Origin of the sequence: Flavobacterium sp. ENC (genome assembly GCF_020991415.1) — a bacterium.
In the GTDB taxonomy this organism is placed as follows: Bacteria; Bacteroidota; Bacteroidia; order Flavobacteriales; family Flavobacteriaceae; genus Flavobacterium.
Window position 1 is genome coordinate 225,014 of the sequence record NZ_JAJMOY010000005.1, and the last position, 14,640, is coordinate 239,653.

The window sequence follows — 14,640 nt, forward strand, 5'->3', positions numbered from 1 at the left end:
CCGTCCATTATGGACGGTTTTTTTATGTTTTGCCACCAATTATACGAATTACAATATTTTGAAATAAAAATTCGTGTAATTCGTATAATTCGCGGCAACCCTTTTTTAATTCATTTTTTTTGTAATTTGCATGAATTAAAAAAATCAAAATCATCAATCAAAACTATCAAAAAATGAAGCGTTTCCTTCTGCCTTTCTTATGCTTATTTACCGTTTTTCAGATTCATTCCCAGGAAAATTTACCAGCCGATTATCTTTCAAAAGAATTCCACAAAGGACGTCGCGAAGCCTTTAGAGCGTTAATGCCGGCCAATTCGGTAGCGCTGATTTTCTCTTATCCTGAAAGAGTTTTTTCGAGAGATATCAATTACAATTTTCACCAGAATCCTGATTTGTATTATTTAACGGGCTACAAAGAACCTGATGCCGTTTTATTGATTTTTAAAGAGGCACAGGGAAGCGGTGAAACGTACAATGAAGTGCTTTTTGTCCGCGAAAAAAATGCAGCCCGCGAAATGTGGACAGGAAGACGTTTGGGTGTTGACGGTACAAAATCTCAATTGGGAATCGCAACAGCCTACAACGGAAGCGCCTTTAAAGATTTCGCTATTGATTTTAAAAAATTCGATAAAATAATTTACGATAAAATTCCAACCGACATCGGCAGTGATAAAAGTGAATCGGATTTGTTGGGATTACTTCAGAATTTTAAAACCAAAGCCGGAATTACAAAAGAAGATGAAAGTTCCTTAGAATTGTTCCGAACTATTACCAGTACACTTAGGGAAATAAAAACGCCCGAAGAATTAGTTTTGATGCGTAAAACCGTTAAGCTTTCCTGTATGGCCCACAATGAAGTAATGAAAGCTGTCGGTCCTGACATGAGCGAAAATGAAGCAGACGGAATTCATGCCTACATCCATAGAAAATATGGTGCTGAAGGAGAAGGATATCCTCCAATTGTGGGTGCCGGAGCAAACGGCTGCATCTTACATTACGGCGAAAACAACAGTACTAAAATTGACAATCAGTTGCTGTTAATGGATGTCGGATCCGAATATCATGGCTATTCTGCCGATGTGACCAGAACCATTCCGGCAAACGGAAAATTCACAGCCGAACAAAAAGCCATTTACCAATTGGTTTACGATGCGCAGGAAGCCGTTTTTGCCATTTGTAAAGAAGGCACTCCTCTTTTAGAGCTGAACAACAAAGCAAAAGAAGTGCTGGCAAACGGATTATTAAAACTGGGAATTATCAAAGACTTAAAAGAAGTAAGTCTTTATTATCCTCATGGATGCTCGCATTTTCTGGGACTGGATGTTCACGACAAAGGAAACTTCAAAGGCCCGCAAAGTCTTTTAAAAGAAAACATGATCATCACGGTTGAGCCGGGAATTTATATTTCAGCCAACAGTAAATGCGACAAAAAATGGTGGAACATTGGTGTTCGCATCGAAGATGATATCTTAATCAAAAAAGATTCTTACGAAAACCTTTCTGTCGATTCCCCAAGAAAATGGGACGAAATCGAAGCTTTAGCCAGGCAAAAAAGTACTTTTAATGAGATGAAATTTCCTAAAATTTAATTTTTCAGCCACAGATTAAGGGATTTACACAGATTCAAGCTAATTAAATAAAGTTTGTAAAAATCTTTTTAATCTTTTAATCTGTGGCAAAAAAAAACATTTCAAACCGGAAACTAATTTTCACGAACTTTGCTTTCTTAAATACTTAAAAAATGAAAGCACTTACCTTCTCTTCTTTCGGAGATTCAAATGTTTTAGAATATATAGAAATCCCCAATCCGAAATTAAAAAGCGATGAAATTTTAGTCGAAATGAAAGCCATCGGACTGAATTTTGCCGATGTTTACAGACGAAAGGGAAATTATCATCTAAAAGGGAATCCGCCTTTTATTGCAGGTTATGAAGGTGCCGGAATCGTTGTTGACGCGAATAATCATTCCGAATACAAAATCGGAGACCGTATCGCTTTCGCAGATGTTCCGTTTGCCAATGCAGAACTGGTGGCCGTCAATATCAATCATGTACTTCCTTTACCCGAAGCCCTTTCTTTCGAAACTGCAGCTTCGATATTACTACAAGGCCTGACAGCACATTATCTGGCTACAGACAGCCATAAAACCGCAAAAGGTGAAACGGTATTAATTCATGCCGTTGCCGGAGGAGTTGGTCAGTTTTTAACTCAGATCAGTAAACTTTTGGGGGCTACTGTTATTGGCCTGACCTCATCAGCAGAAAAAGCAAAAGTCGCTCTTGAACAAGGTGCCGATCATGTTTTTTTATATCAGGAAGATTGGAAATCGGATCTTTTCAAAACAATTTCAAAAGGTGTTGACGTGGTGTATGACAGTATTGGAAGCACTTTAACCGATAGTTTTGAAGTCACTAAAGAATGCGGACAGGTGGTTTTCTTCGGAATGGCCGGAGGTGACCCTGCTCCTGTAGATCCGAGAATGCTCATGGATACTTCCAAAACCTTAACCGGAGGCGATTTATGGAGTTATTTGAATTCTAAAGAAGAAAGAATCAAAAGAGCCACGCAGTTGTTTGACTGGATTATCGAAGGAAAAATTACGCTTTCAACTCCAACTTCTTTTAAATTATCAGAAGGAAAACTGGCGCACGATTATCTGGAAAGCCGGAAGAGTACGGGGAAGATTATTTTGATTCCGTAATTTGGGGTGTGGTTATTAGTTTTCAGTCTCAGTTTCAAGTCTCAGTCTCAGTTTTCAACACAGTATGTCCTCCTGAGCGAAGTCGAAGGATCGCACCGAAACTCCGTAAAGTAAATCAAAACTCTTTGTCGAGCTTCTTGTGTGGCCCTTCGACTTCGCTCAGGGTGACTGGACTTCGCTCAGAGCGGGGGAAACAATACAATTAACTTCAACTTATAATTGATTGACTTCAATTTTAGTCAATTCAGCTAATGCTACAATTCTGTAAACATCACTTTTATTGGCGACAAAAAACAGGTAATTATCTCCGTGTGTGTCGTAGGTCATTAATTCCAGATTACGTTTTTCCAAAGCAGACTGAATATACGGAAACAATTCATGACTGTACGTTTCTTCAGGATATTCGAAATTAAGATCTTCTCCTATCATTTCTGAAATAAAATATTCGGCATCTTCGGGATCGAATTTCCAGTCGCTGTTCCAGGCATCGATACTTTCGAAAAAATCAAAATGGCCTTCGACTTTTTCGTAATAGTCTTTTGCCTCATTTTTAAAAGCTGCAAAAAGCTTTTTGGATTGTTTTTTCAGTTCTTTTTCTTCAATATTACCTCTTGAAACTAACTTTATAAACTCTGCAAAGGTTTCACTAGTCACCTGTTCAAGTTCTATTAAATTTTCTGAAGAAGGAAGCTCAATGCTTTCCGGAATTTCAATATTTATATACTGGCAGATGCTCTGCAAAACTATTTTAAAATCTTTGATTCCAATTTCCTGTGTTTCGTTTTTAGGCTTGTTGACATCCAGATATTCAGTATCAAGCAATCCTTTTATATAATCTATAAAATGACTGCCTGAATATAAAATTTTGAAATCGTTTATCTCTAAACTATTGGTGCAGCAAAATATGATGATGAAATTATTTAAAACACGGTTAAAATACTTTTTCATTTCCGCACCCGGCTCTGAATAGAACTGAATATGAATAAAATCGTATTCTAAATCCTGTTCTATAATTTCTTCGGAGAGAATGCCTATGTCAATCTTTTTATAAAGCTCATTTAAAACTTCATACGCATTTTTAAATCCTGCTTTTTCAATTTGCGCTTTGCCTTCATCATGATCTAAGGAAGTTGGAAATGCATACAAATTCACAGAAACAGTATCGTGAATTCCCTTCATTTTAAATTCTATACTATTTTGTTCATGATACAAATACGCATAGATTGAATCGATAACATCAAAAGAAATGATTGATTTTGGATCGTTATTTCTGCCAAATAAATTCGAAAAGAAGTTTGCCATCAGAATTATTACGGGGTTTAATTTTTAGGTGTATTACAATTATTGCAACCGGATAATTAAATATAATACTATTCCAATAAATAAAAAAACCCGATTCAGCTATTATTTCAAAGTTTCAGCAATCATCAAAGCACATTTTTTACCATCAATAGCTGCTGAAATGATTCCGCCTGCGTAACCTGCTCCTTCTCCGCACGGATACAGGCCTTTTATTTGCAGATGCTCATAAGTCAAAGGATCCCTCGGAATTCTGACCGGTGATGATGTTCGGCTTTCAGGTGCGTGTAAAATGGCTTCGTTGGTTAAATAACCGCGCATAGATTTTCCAAATTCCTTAAAACCTTCGCGTAAAATCTGTGATAAGAATCCGGGAAAAACCTGTCCCATTTCAACCGAAGTCGTTCCCGGAACATAGGAAGTTTTAGGAATATCAGCTGAAACTTTATTTTGGGTAAAATCGATCATTCTTTGTGCCGGTACTTTTTGGGTTTGTCCTGCCAAATGCCACGCTTTTTGCTCGATGCTTTTTTGGAATTCCATTCCGGCCAAAGCGCCAAATTTTTCGAAAGGTTTAAAATCTTCCAGTTTTAGTTCGATCACGATTCCCGAATTTGCCGTTGCCTGATCCCGTTTTGATGGTGACCAGCCGTTCGTAACCACTTCACCCGGACTCGTCGCGCAAGGCGCAATAACACCACCCGGACACATACAGAATGAATACATGCCCCGACCGTTAACCTGCTTGACAATAGAATACGGCGCCGGAGGCAAATGTTCCCCGCGGTAATCACAGCTGTACTGAATGCTGTCTATTAACTCCTGCGAATGTTCTGCACGAACTCCCAATGCAAAGGGTTTGGCCTCGATAAAAATTTTCTTTCTGTCCAGTAATTCAAAAATATCACGCGCAGAATGTCCCGTTGCCAGGATTAATTTATTTGCAAGAATTTTATCTCCCGTTTGCGTTACAATTCCTTCGACTTCATTATTTTTAACCAAAATATCTGTAACTCTGGTATCAAACAAGACCTGACCGCCAAATTCGATAATTTTGTTTCGAATGTCTTCTATGATTTTAGGCAGTTTATTGGTTCCGATATGTGGATGTGCTTCCACCAAAATATCTTCCGAGGCTCCAAAAGCAACCAGAAGTTCCAAAATTCGGGTTACATCGCCGCGTTTTTTAGAACGTGTATATAATTTCCCGTCAGAATAGGTTCCCGCTCCTCCTTCGCCAAAACAATAATTAGAATCTTCGTTCACCAGATGATCTACATTGATGGCTTTCAGGTCACGACGGCGTCCACGGACATCTTTTCCGCGCTCCAGCACAATCGGTTTTAAACCTAATTCTATGAGTTGCAAAGCCGCAAAAAGTCCTGCAGGGCCAGCGCCAACCACAATTACTTCCTGAGCTTTAGAAACGTCTTTATATGCAGGTAATTCTATTTTGGTTTCCTGAAAAGGCTCCCCTTTTAAATATATCAGCACTTTCAAATTGATTTTTATCGCTTTTTGACGCGCATCAATCGAGCGTTTCAGGATCGAAACATGTTGAATCTCTTTAGGGGAAACTTTTAACTGCTTCGACAAATGGTCATGAAGCAGCAATTCGTTTGCGGCAATTTCCGGGGTTACCTGAAGTAAAAGTTCTCTTGGCATTGTATCTTATTTATGCAATTAGCTTTTCTATTTATGAAAAGAACATGCAAAAATACTATTTTGAACTGACTTTATATAATTAACCGCAAAGTGCGCTAAGATTTAATTTTACTGTATGCATAGAAAACACAAAGTTCACAAAGCTAGATCAACACAAAAGCTTTGCGAACTTTGTGTTTTTATAAAACAATACCTTTAAAAAATCTTAGCGCACTTTGCGGTTAATTATGCAGTAATTTGTACCTTTTTCGTAAAATAGACTTTGTACCTTTGCCACTCAGAACCTTTGCACCTTAAAAATAATGTCTAGAAAAATAAAATTGATTTGGGATTTTCGGGGTCCGGCTTCCGCAAAAACAGCGGAACACCACGAAATTCATTTGAAAGAATATATTGCTATTGAAAAACTTCCGTTGAATATTACCGGTTTTAAAGTAATCAGCGAAATGCATGCCATTGCTTTTATGGTGGTGACTGATGAAAATATGATTCCCGTAAGAGATGCTTTGAAGCCACATCGGGGGGAAGTTTACTCAGAATAAAATTCCAATTTTTTAAACTCCAAATTCCAAGTTTGGAAATCATTGAAAATAAAAATCCAAATTCCAAACTATCGCTAGCACTTGGAGTTTGGAATTTATAAATTTTGGAATTTAATTTTTAATTCGCTACCTCGCTGATAAACTTAATACGCATCAAACGAAGTTCATCAATATCGTAATCCCCATCGAATTCTTTCAGGGCATCTTCGATTTTATCGGATTCTGATTCCATGAAGTAATCGTGAATTTCTTCCTGCTGATCATCATCTAACATATCGTCAACCCAATATTTGATGTTCAGTTTGGTTCCGGCGTATACAATTTGCTCCATTTCTTTAATCAGGGCATCCATGGTAAGTCCTTTGGCGGAAGCGATATCTTTCAGGGATAATTTTCGATCTATGTTCTGAATGATGTATAATTTATTGGCAGAGTTTACTCCGGTAGATTTAACGACTAAGTCATCCGGGCGAATGATATCATTGTCTTCTACATAACGATTAATCAGGGTAATAAAATCGCCTCCGTATTTTTTTGCTTTTCCTTCACCAACGCCGTGAATGTTATACAATTCCGTTAAGCTAATCGGATATTTGAGGGCCATGTCTTCAAGGGAAGGATCCTGAAAAACAACAAATGGGGGAACTCCGAGTTTTTTGGCTACTTTTTTTCGCAGCTCGCGCAACATTCCCATCAGGACTTCATCGGCAGTACCGGAGGATTTGGAAGCGGTTACGATTGCCTCGTCTTCAGACTCATTGTACTCGTGGTCTTCAGACATCATAAAGGAAACCGGGTTTTTAATAAAATCCAGTCCGGCTTCTGTAATTTTTATGATTCCGTACGTTTCAATGTCTTTAGACAAATAACCGGTTACCAGCACCTGTCTTAATAAGGCCATCCAATATTTTTCGTCATGGTCAGAGCCTTTACCGAAGAAAGATTGTGTATCGGTTTTATGTGCTTTAATGACAGCATTTATACGGCCGATTAAGGTAAATACGATTTCTTTTGATTTATAAATATGCTTGGTATCGCGAACAATCTCCAACAATTTAACAACCTGTTCCTTGGCTTCAATTTTATTTTTCGGATTTCGGACGTTGTCGTCCATATCAGCACCTTCGCCTGTTTCACTGTCAAATTCTTCACCGAAATAATGCAGCAGGAATTTTCTTCGTGACATTGAGGTTTCGGCGTAGGCCACAACTTCCTGCAATAGTGCAAAACCAATTTCCTGTTCTGCTACAGGTTTTCCGGACATAAATTTCTCCAGCTTTTCGACATCTTTATAGGAGTAATAGGCCAGGCAATGTCCTTCACCTCCGTCACGGCCTGCACGGCCCGTTTCCTGATAATAACTTTCTAATGATTTTGGAATATCATGGTGAATAACAAAACGAACGTCGGGTTTGTCAATTCCCATTCCAAAAGCAATTGTTGCGACGACCACATCTACATCTTCCATCAGGAACATATCCTGGTGTTTGGCTCGTGTCTTGGCATCTAACCCTGCGTGATAGGGAACGGCACTAATTCCATTGACCTGTAAAACCTCAGCAATAGATTCTACTTTTTTACGGCTCAGGCAGTAAATAATTCCTGATTTGCCTTTGTGTTGTTTGATAAACCGAATAATATCCGATTCTATATTTTTAGTTTTGGTACGTACTTCGTAGTATAAATTGGGTCTGTTAAATGATGCTTTGAAGGTATTTGCATCAGACATGTCCAGATTTTTAAGAATATCCTCCTGAACTTTTGGTGTTGCAGTGGCGGTCAGGCCAATAATAGGCACCTGGCCTAATTGTTTGATTATATTTTTCAGATTTCGGTATTCTGGCCTGAAATCATGCCCCCATTCTGAGATACAGTGTGCTTCATCAATGGCAACAAATGAAATGGGCACACTTTGCAAAAAGGCTACATATTCATCTTTTGTTAAAGATTCCGGTGCCACATACAAGAGTTTGGTCAGTCCGGAAGTTATGTCTTTTTTTACCTGTGCAATTTCTGTTTTGGTGAGGGAGGAATTTAATACATGTGCAATTCCGTTTTCTGAAGAAAGGCTTCGAATCGCATCAACCTGATTTTTCATCAAAGCAATTAAAGGAGAAACAACAATAGCTGTCCCTTCCTGAATTAAAGCGGGTAATTGATAACAAAGAGACTTTCCACCGCCTGTAGGCATTATGACGAAAGTGTTCGTCTTACCTAAGATACTCGTAATGACTTGCTCCTGCAAGCCCTTAAATTGGCTAAAGCCGAAATACTTCTTTAATTCCTTGTGTATTTCAATTTCGTTTGAATTCATTCTTTATATTAATGGTAATTTGTATAAATTTGCAACACATAAAGATACAACTTTCTTTTATACATACAAATTTTAAATATTCTGTTTTGATCACAAAAGAAAATATATTAGCCATAGCAAAAAAAACAATACTCTCTGAAAGTGAAGCAATTATAAAGCTAATTGATTTTTTGGACGAAAATTTTTACGAAGCCACCCAACGCATATATGAAACTAAAGGCCGACTGATCGTAACGGGGATAGGAAAAAGCGCGATTATCGCACAAAAAATGGTCGCTACTTTTAATTCCACCGGAACTCCTTCTATGTTTTTACATGCATCAGAAGCGATTCATGGTGACCTGGGCATGATACAAAACGAAGATATTATTATTTGCATTTCCAAAAGCGGAAACAGTCCTGAAATAAAAGTTTTGGTTCCGCTACTAAAGCGTTTTGGGAATACCCTGATTGCCATCACCGGAAACATAACTTCATTCTTAGCCAAAGGTTCTGATTATGTTCTAAACACTACCGTTGACACAGAAGCCTGCCCAATTAATCTGGCACCAACCAACAGCACCACGGCACAGCTTGTAATGGGCGATGCCCTTGCCGTCTGCTTAATGGAAATGCGTGATTTTAAACCTGAAGATTTTGCCGTATATCACCCTGGCGGGGCCTTAGGAAAAAAACTATTGCTTCGTGTAAAAGACATGATTGAACATTCGTTAAAACCGATGGTTACTCCTGACACCTCAGTTAAAAAAGTTATATTTGAGATATCCGAAAAGAGATTAGGTGTCACTGCCGTAATAGAAGACGAGAAAATAATCGGGATTATTACGGATGGAGACATCCGAAGAATGCTTAATGACAGAGACACAATCGCTGATTTAACCGCTAAAGATATTATGACTAAAAATCCGAAATTAGTTTCTTCTGATACAATGGCAGTAGATGCTTTAAATATTCTGGAAGATTTTTCAATCACCCAATTGATTGTTTCCGATAACGGAACCTACAGAGGCGTTTTACATTTACATGACATATTAAAAGAGGGAATCGTATAATGGCAAAGAAAAATCTGAACGAAATGTCGTTTTTAGATCATCTTGAAGAATTAAGATGGTTATTAGTTAGAAGTACAATTGCAATTTGCATCATGGCATTTGTCACTTATTTTATCAGTGATTATTTATTTGATCAAATTATTTTAGGGCCTATAAGACCTACTTTTTTTACCTATGTATGGTTTTGTGATTTATCACATCAACTGGGTTTTGCCGACAGTATTTGTATTACCGAACTGAATTTCATTATTCAGAATACTGAAATGGAAGGTCAGGTGAATATTTTTGTCTGGATGTGTATCCTCGCCGGATTCATTTTGAGTTTCCCTTATATCTTATGGGAACTTTGGAAATTTATAAGCCCGGCTTTGTACGAGAAAGAAAGAAAAAATGCCAAAGTATTTATTTTTACTTCTTCGCTCCTTTTCTTTTTAGGCGTATTATTTGGCTATTATATCGTAATTCCAATGTCTGTCAATTTCGTTGCTACTTTCTCTGTGAGTGATGTTGTAAAGAATCAATTTACACTGGAATCTTACATGGGGATGGTTAAAACCAGCGTACTGGCCAGCGGATTATTTTTTGAATTGCCGATTATTATTTATTTCTTAACGAAATTAGGCCTGGTAACACCCGAATTTTTACGAAAATACTGGAAATATGCCGTAATCATCATTTTGATTATCGCCGCAATTGTTACCCCTCCGGATGTGGTGAGCCAAACCATTGTAGCGATACCCATGCTGATTATTTATGAGGTGAGTATCCTGATTTCAAAGATTGTTTATAAAAATAAAATGAAACAAAATGTCTGATATTATTCAAGAATTTAACGACTATCGTTCTAAAATGAACGAAAAATTATTAGCTGACAATAATAAAATTGTAAAGAGAATCTTTAACCTTGACACCAATGCTTATGCACCGGGAGCTCTTGATGTAAAAACAAAAGAACTTTTAGGCCTGGTAGCCTCTGCTGTTTTACGTTGTGATGACTGTGTCAAATACCATTTGGAAACCAGCCATAAAGAAGGAGTTACCAAAGAAGAAATGATGGAAGCAATGGGAATCGCAACTCTCGTTGGAGGGACAATTGTGATCCCGCATTTACGCAGAGCTTATGAATTCTGGGAAGCTTTGGAAGAAGCTGGAAAATAATTAGAAAATGTGTCAATTAGATAATTAGATAATTTCCCGAAATGCTCTAATTATTTAATTCTTAATCACAAAATCTAAATTTTGAAAACGCAATAATTTGTTAATTGATTTATCGGATTGATTATTTTACATTTATTTTGCCTTTCAAATCAAATTATAAAATTGAATAGTGAGTTAGTTTTTCAATTATCTCATTTTCTAATTACCTAATTATCTAATTGAACTAAATGAAGCTAAGAGCCGATAATTTAATCAAAACCTATAAAGGACGAAGTGTTGTAAAAGGAATTTCCGTTGAAGTAAACCAGGGAGAAATCGTTGGTCTTCTGGGGCCAAACGGTGCCGGAAAAACAACTTCTTTTTACATGATTGTAGGACTGGTAAAACCAAATCAGGGAAGTATTTACCTGGATGATTTAAATATTACCGATTATCCGATGTACAAACGTGCACAGCAGGGCATTGGTTATCTGGCACAGGAAGCTTCTGTTTTTAGAAAATTAAGTATTGAAGATAATATCCTAAGTGTTTTGCAGCTGACTAAACTTTCTAAAGAAGAGCAGATTGCCAAAATGGAAAGTTTAATCGAAGAATTCAGTTTGGAACATATTCGTACCAACCGAGGCGATTTACTTTCAGGAGGAGAGCGCCGTCGTACCGAAATCGCACGTGCACTGGCTACCGATCCGAAGTTTATCTTACTGGATGAGCCTTTTGCCGGAGTGGACCCGGTTGCCGTTGAAGATATCCAGCGAATTGTAGCGCAACTGAAAAACAAAAACATCGGAATTCTTATTACCGATCACAACGTACAGGAAACCTTGGCTATTACGGATAAAACCTACCTAATGTTTGAAGGAGGAATCCTGAAAGCCGGAATTCCGGAAGAACTGGTTGAAGATGAAATGGTTCGCCGTGTGTATCTGGGTCAAAACTTTGAGCTGCGCAAGAAGAAACTCGAATTCTAAAATAAGTCACAGGTCTCAGTCTCAGTTTTCAGTCTCAGTTAACAGACTGAAAACTGAGACTAAAAACTGAGACTAAAAACTTCACTCAACGGTTATAAACTGCAATTGCTGTAAATCTCCATTGTAAATATTCACATCGACCGTACGCTCAATTCCGGGTACTGTTGCTTTTTCAGTGAACTGCCAGAATAACCAGTCATCTTCGATTCTTTCCCTGTAGAAATTATAATTGGCGATCCAGAACAAATATTCCCCGAATTCATCTTTAAGGAAATCAGCGTAATATCTTTCGCCTGTATAGATTATTGGCCGGACTTTATAGTGATTTTCTACTTTCAGCAACCAGCGTTTCAATCCTTTTTTAAGACTGTCTATTGATTGATTTTTTGGTAATCTTTCGATATCCAGCACCGGTGGCAAATCGCCTTTCTCCAATTTTACTGTTTTAATAAAAAGATCGGCCTGTTCGATGGAATTTTCATTTGGACGATAATAATGGTAAGCGCCACGGATCATTTTATTTTCTTTGGCTCCAATCCAGTTTCGCTTAAACTGAAAATCTTTTCTGTCCCTGCCTACGGTTGCCCTGATAAAAACAAAGTCCAGTGGGTATTTTTGCTCCAGCGTATCTACATAAGACCAGCTTATTTTTCCCTGATATTCGGATACATCCAGACCAATCGATTTTCCTTCATGTTTCGCGAGAACCTGAAAATTTCGCACATCCGAAAGTCGTTTGTCTTCTATTTCCTTTTCTGAAAGTTTTTCCTTTTTAAAACCCAGGTAATACGCCAGTCCTCTGCGATAATGATAAACACCACCCAGAAAAAGGCCAATAAAAACAATAAGAGTCAGGTATCGAAAAAATTTACCAATCGAAGAACCTGAGCCCGTTTTTCGATTATAGCTTTGTTTTCTTGTAACAGATTTTCTTTTCATTCAACAAAAAACTACTTTTTCAGAAACATATTATTTACTACCGATAATACTACATAAAAAATGATAATTAACGGAATTGCCATGTATTGAAGCAATACTACTAACAACAAACAAATTACTAAAAATACGATCTGAAGTACATTGTCTTTTAGATTATACTTTTTAATTTTTAATGAAAACAAAGGAATTTCAGCATTTAGGATATAAGCACTTAACAATGTAATAAAGAGTAAGACCCATTGGTTCGTTAAAATTTCAAGCATCATTAAAGAATCTGAAAATTCTATCACCAGAGGCAGGCTTAAAATAAACAAGGCATTTGCCGGTGTCGGTAATCCAATAAACGAATCTGTCTGACGCGTATCGATATTAAAATTAGCCAGTCTGTAGCAGGAACCCAGTGTAACGATGAAACCTAAAAAGGGAATGAAAGGATTTGTGCCCAATTCATGTGCGCTGTTCGAAAACAAGCTAAACATCACATAACCCGGCACTACTCCGCTGGTCACCATATCAGCCAAAGAATCTAACTGCAGTCCAAGTGGACTGGAAACTTTAAATAATCTGGCAAAAAATCCATCAAAAAAATCAAAAAAGATACCTAAACAAACCATGTAAAAAGCCATTAAGTAGTTGGCTTCAGAAACATAAACAACTGCTATGCAACCGCAAAAAAGATTGATTAACGTAATTAAATTAGGAATGTGTTTTTTAATATTCATCTTTATAAATTTTGATAATGGTGAGCAACAAATTTAGCACAATAACTGAATCTAAAATAGCTTTTTCAGGGAGTTTTTTATTCAAAATTCTGACTTTCGCAATATTTATCAAAATCCATAAATTTAGATGCGTAAAATATTATATTTTTGATAAAAATTAAAACAGACTCCGGTTTACAAAAAAATATCCGTTGAAGAAACTTTTCACGCTTTTATTATTATGGAGTTGTACGGCACAATACGCACAAACTGTTCGAAAATATTCGAATGAGTTTATGAATATTGGTGTTGATGCAGCTGCCCTTGGAATGTCGAGCGCTGTGGTTGCGTCGACCAATGATGTAAACTCCGTTTACTGGAATCCGGCCGGTCTTACACATCTTGAAGATCACCAGATTTCACTGATGCACGCCAATTATTTTGCCAACATCGCGCAATATGACTATATCGGTTATGCAAGTCCGATTGATGACAGAAGCGCCTGGGGAATTTCGATGATTCGTTTTGGGGTTGATGACATTCTGAACACCACCGAATTAATCGACAGTCAGGGAAATATTGATTACAACCGAATCAGTCTTTTTTCAACTGCCGATTATGGTTTTACATTTTCATACGCCAGAAAATTACCTGTAGAAGGATTTCAATATGGCGTGAATGCTAAAGTAATCCGCCGTATTATCGGAAAGTTTGCGAATTCCTGGGGATTTGGTTTTGATTTTGGACTACAATTCGAAAAAAATGACTGGAAATTTGGCCTGATGCTTCGCGATATTACTACCACTTATAATGTGTGGAATATTGATGAGGAGGAATATAAAAAAATATCGAATGCTATTCCGGGAGAAAATAATGAATTGCCGGAAAGCACAGAGATCACTTTGCCAAAAGCACAGTTGGGCGTATCGAGAAAAATTGAATTCCATAATGATTACAGTCTTTTGGTAGCCACGAATCTGAACATGCGTTTTGAACGTACGAACGATATTATTTCTTCAAAAGCAGTAAGTATAGATCCTGCTGTGGGTTTTGAATTTGGTTATACTGATCTGGTATTTTTGAGAGCAGGAGCAGGAAATTTTCAGAATGTGACGCAATTAGACAACACTGAAAAAATAAATTTTCAACCCAATATTGGTTTGGGTTTCAAATATAAAGGCATTCAGGTAGATTATGCTTTGACCGATCTGGGCAATCAGAGTACTGCTTTGTATTCCAATATTTTCTCATTAAAAGTAGATTTAAGTATCTTTAGATAATAATTACAAACCATTAAACTT

At 37.2% G+C, this 14,640-nt stretch carries 13 protein-coding genes; 8 read left to right on the forward strand and 5 right to left on the reverse strand.

Features of this window, described 5'->3' with window-relative positions; genetic code table 11:
* Positions 1-173: 173 nt before the first annotated feature.
* Positions 174-1,589: an aminopeptidase P N-terminal domain-containing protein gene (locus LPB89_RS15060; protein ID WP_230702558.1), complete on the forward strand. Its 1,416-nt coding sequence runs from the start codon at positions 174-176 to the stop codon at positions 1,587-1,589.
* A gap of 152 nt (positions 1,590-1,741) precedes the next feature.
* Complete coding sequence (locus tag LPB89_RS15065) at positions 1,742-2,701, forward strand: quinone oxidoreductase (protein ID WP_230702559.1); 960 nt, start codon at positions 1,742-1,744, stop codon at positions 2,699-2,701.
* Positions 2,702-2,914: 213 nt separating this feature from the next.
* Here the strand turns inward: LPB89_RS15065 and LPB89_RS15070 are convergent, their stop codons facing one another.
* Positions 2,915-4,003, reverse strand: a complete 1,089-nt coding sequence (locus tag LPB89_RS15070) for a hypothetical protein (protein WP_230702560.1) — start codon at positions 4,001-4,003, stop codon at positions 2,915-2,917.
* Between the two features lie 102 nt (positions 4,004-4,105).
* Positions 4,106-5,665 (reverse strand): NAD(P)/FAD-dependent oxidoreductase, encoded by a 1,560-nt coding sequence (locus LPB89_RS15075; RefSeq protein ID WP_230702561.1) that lies wholly within the window; start codon positions 5,663-5,665, stop codon positions 4,106-4,108.
* 302 nt (positions 5,666-5,967) lie between these two features.
* On the opposite strand from LPB89_RS15075, the gene LPB89_RS15080 reads away from it, so the two are divergent.
* Positions 5,968-6,207 carry a hypothetical protein gene (locus LPB89_RS15080; RefSeq protein WP_127338441.1) on the forward strand — a complete coding sequence of 80 codons (240 nt, stop codon included), beginning with the start codon at positions 5,968-5,970 and terminating at the stop codon, positions 6,205-6,207.
* 118 nt (positions 6,208-6,325) lie between these two features.
* On the opposite strand, the gene recQ is transcribed toward LPB89_RS15080, so the two are convergent.
* Positions 6,326-8,521, reverse strand: a complete 2,196-nt coding sequence (gene recQ, locus LPB89_RS15085) for a DNA helicase RecQ (protein WP_230702562.1) — start codon at positions 8,519-8,521, stop codon at positions 6,326-6,328.
* Positions 8,522-8,607: 86 nt separating this feature from the next.
* Here recQ and LPB89_RS15090 point away from each other — a divergent pair, with 86 nt between their 5' ends.
* The 4 genes from LPB89_RS15090 to lptB all read left to right on the forward strand — a co-directional run bounded on the left by LPB89_RS15090 (position 8,608) and on the right by lptB (position 11,699).
* On the forward strand, positions 8,608-9,573 hold the full coding sequence (locus LPB89_RS15090) for an SIS domain-containing protein (protein ID WP_230702563.1): 966 nt from the start codon (positions 8,608-8,610) through the stop codon (positions 9,571-9,573).
* The gene (gene tatC, locus LPB89_RS15095) at positions 9,573-10,388 is read left to right on the forward strand and encodes a twin-arginine translocase subunit TatC (protein WP_230702564.1); all 816 of its coding nucleotides are present in this window, start codon (positions 9,573-9,575) and stop codon (positions 10,386-10,388) included. Before LPB89_RS15090 ends, tatC begins: the two co-directional genes overlap by 1 nt.
* Positions 10,381-10,731: a carboxymuconolactone decarboxylase family protein gene (locus LPB89_RS15100; RefSeq protein ID WP_223679981.1), complete on the forward strand. Its 351-nt coding sequence runs from the start codon at positions 10,381-10,383 to the stop codon at positions 10,729-10,731. The genes tatC and LPB89_RS15100 overlap by 8 nt, the downstream gene beginning before the upstream one ends.
* Before the next feature lie 227 nt (positions 10,732-10,958).
* Positions 10,959-11,699: an LPS export ABC transporter ATP-binding protein gene (gene lptB / locus LPB89_RS15105; protein ID WP_230702565.1), complete on the forward strand. Its 741-nt coding sequence runs from the start codon at positions 10,959-10,961 to the stop codon at positions 11,697-11,699.
* Positions 11,700-11,780: 81 nt separating this feature from the next.
* Here the strand turns inward: lptB and LPB89_RS15110 are convergent, their stop codons facing one another.
* Both LPB89_RS15110 and LPB89_RS15115 read right to left on the reverse strand, forming a co-directional pair.
* Positions 11,781-12,638: a glycoside hydrolase family 25 protein gene (locus tag LPB89_RS15110; RefSeq protein WP_230702566.1), complete on the reverse strand. Its 858-nt coding sequence runs from the start codon at positions 12,636-12,638 to the stop codon at positions 11,781-11,783.
* A gap of 11 nt (positions 12,639-12,649) precedes the next feature.
* Positions 12,650-13,360, reverse strand: coding sequence for a phosphatidylcholine/phosphatidylserine synthase (locus LPB89_RS15115; protein WP_230702567.1), 711 nt, complete (start codon positions 13,358-13,360; stop codon positions 12,650-12,652).
* A 275-nt stretch (positions 13,361-13,635) separates the two neighbouring features.
* Here LPB89_RS15115 and LPB89_RS15120 point away from each other — a divergent pair, with 275 nt between their 5' ends.
* Positions 13,636-14,619: a PorV/PorQ family protein gene (locus LPB89_RS15120; RefSeq protein ID WP_230702725.1), complete on the forward strand. Its 984-nt coding sequence runs from the start codon at positions 13,636-13,638 to the stop codon at positions 14,617-14,619.
* The last annotated feature ends 21 nt before the right edge of the window (positions 14,620-14,640 follow it).

Coding starts and splice junctions, on each gene's coding strand:
- LPB89_RS15060 (WP_230702558.1), top strand. CDS start 174: ATGAAGCGTTTCCTTCTGCCTTTCTTATGCTTATTTACCGTTTTTCAG.
- LPB89_RS15065 (WP_230702559.1), top strand. CDS start 1,742: ATGAAAGCACTTACCTTCTCTTCTTTCGGAGATTCAAATGTTTTAGAA.
- LPB89_RS15070 (WP_230702560.1), bottom strand. CDS start 4,003: ATGGCAAACTTCTTTTCGAATTTATTTGGCAGAAATAACGATCCAAAA.
- LPB89_RS15075 (WP_230702561.1), bottom strand. CDS start 5,665: ATGCCAAGAGAACTTTTACTTCAGGTAACCCCGGAAATTGCCGCAAAC.
- LPB89_RS15080 (WP_127338441.1), top strand. CDS start 5,968: ATGTCTAGAAAAATAAAATTGATTTGGGATTTTCGGGGTCCGGCTTCC.
- recQ (WP_230702562.1), bottom strand. CDS start 8,521: ATGAATTCAAACGAAATTGAAATACACAAGGAATTAAAGAAGTATTTC.
- tatC (WP_230702564.1), top strand. CDS start 9,573: ATGGCAAAGAAAAATCTGAACGAAATGTCGTTTTTAGATCATCTTGAA.
- LPB89_RS15100 (WP_223679981.1), top strand. CDS start 10,381: ATGTCTGATATTATTCAAGAATTTAACGACTATCGTTCTAAAATGAAC.
- lptB (WP_230702565.1), top strand. CDS start 10,959: ATGAAGCTAAGAGCCGATAATTTAATCAAAACCTATAAAGGACGAAGT.
- LPB89_RS15110 (WP_230702566.1), bottom strand. CDS start 12,638: ATGAAAAGAAAATCTGTTACAAGAAAACAAAGCTATAATCGAAAAACG.
- LPB89_RS15115 (WP_230702567.1), bottom strand. CDS start 13,360: ATGAATATTAAAAAACACATTCCTAATTTAATTACGTTAATCAATCTT.
- LPB89_RS15120 (WP_230702725.1), top strand. CDS start 13,636: ATGAATATTGGTGTTGATGCAGCTGCCCTTGGAATGTCGAGCGCTGTG.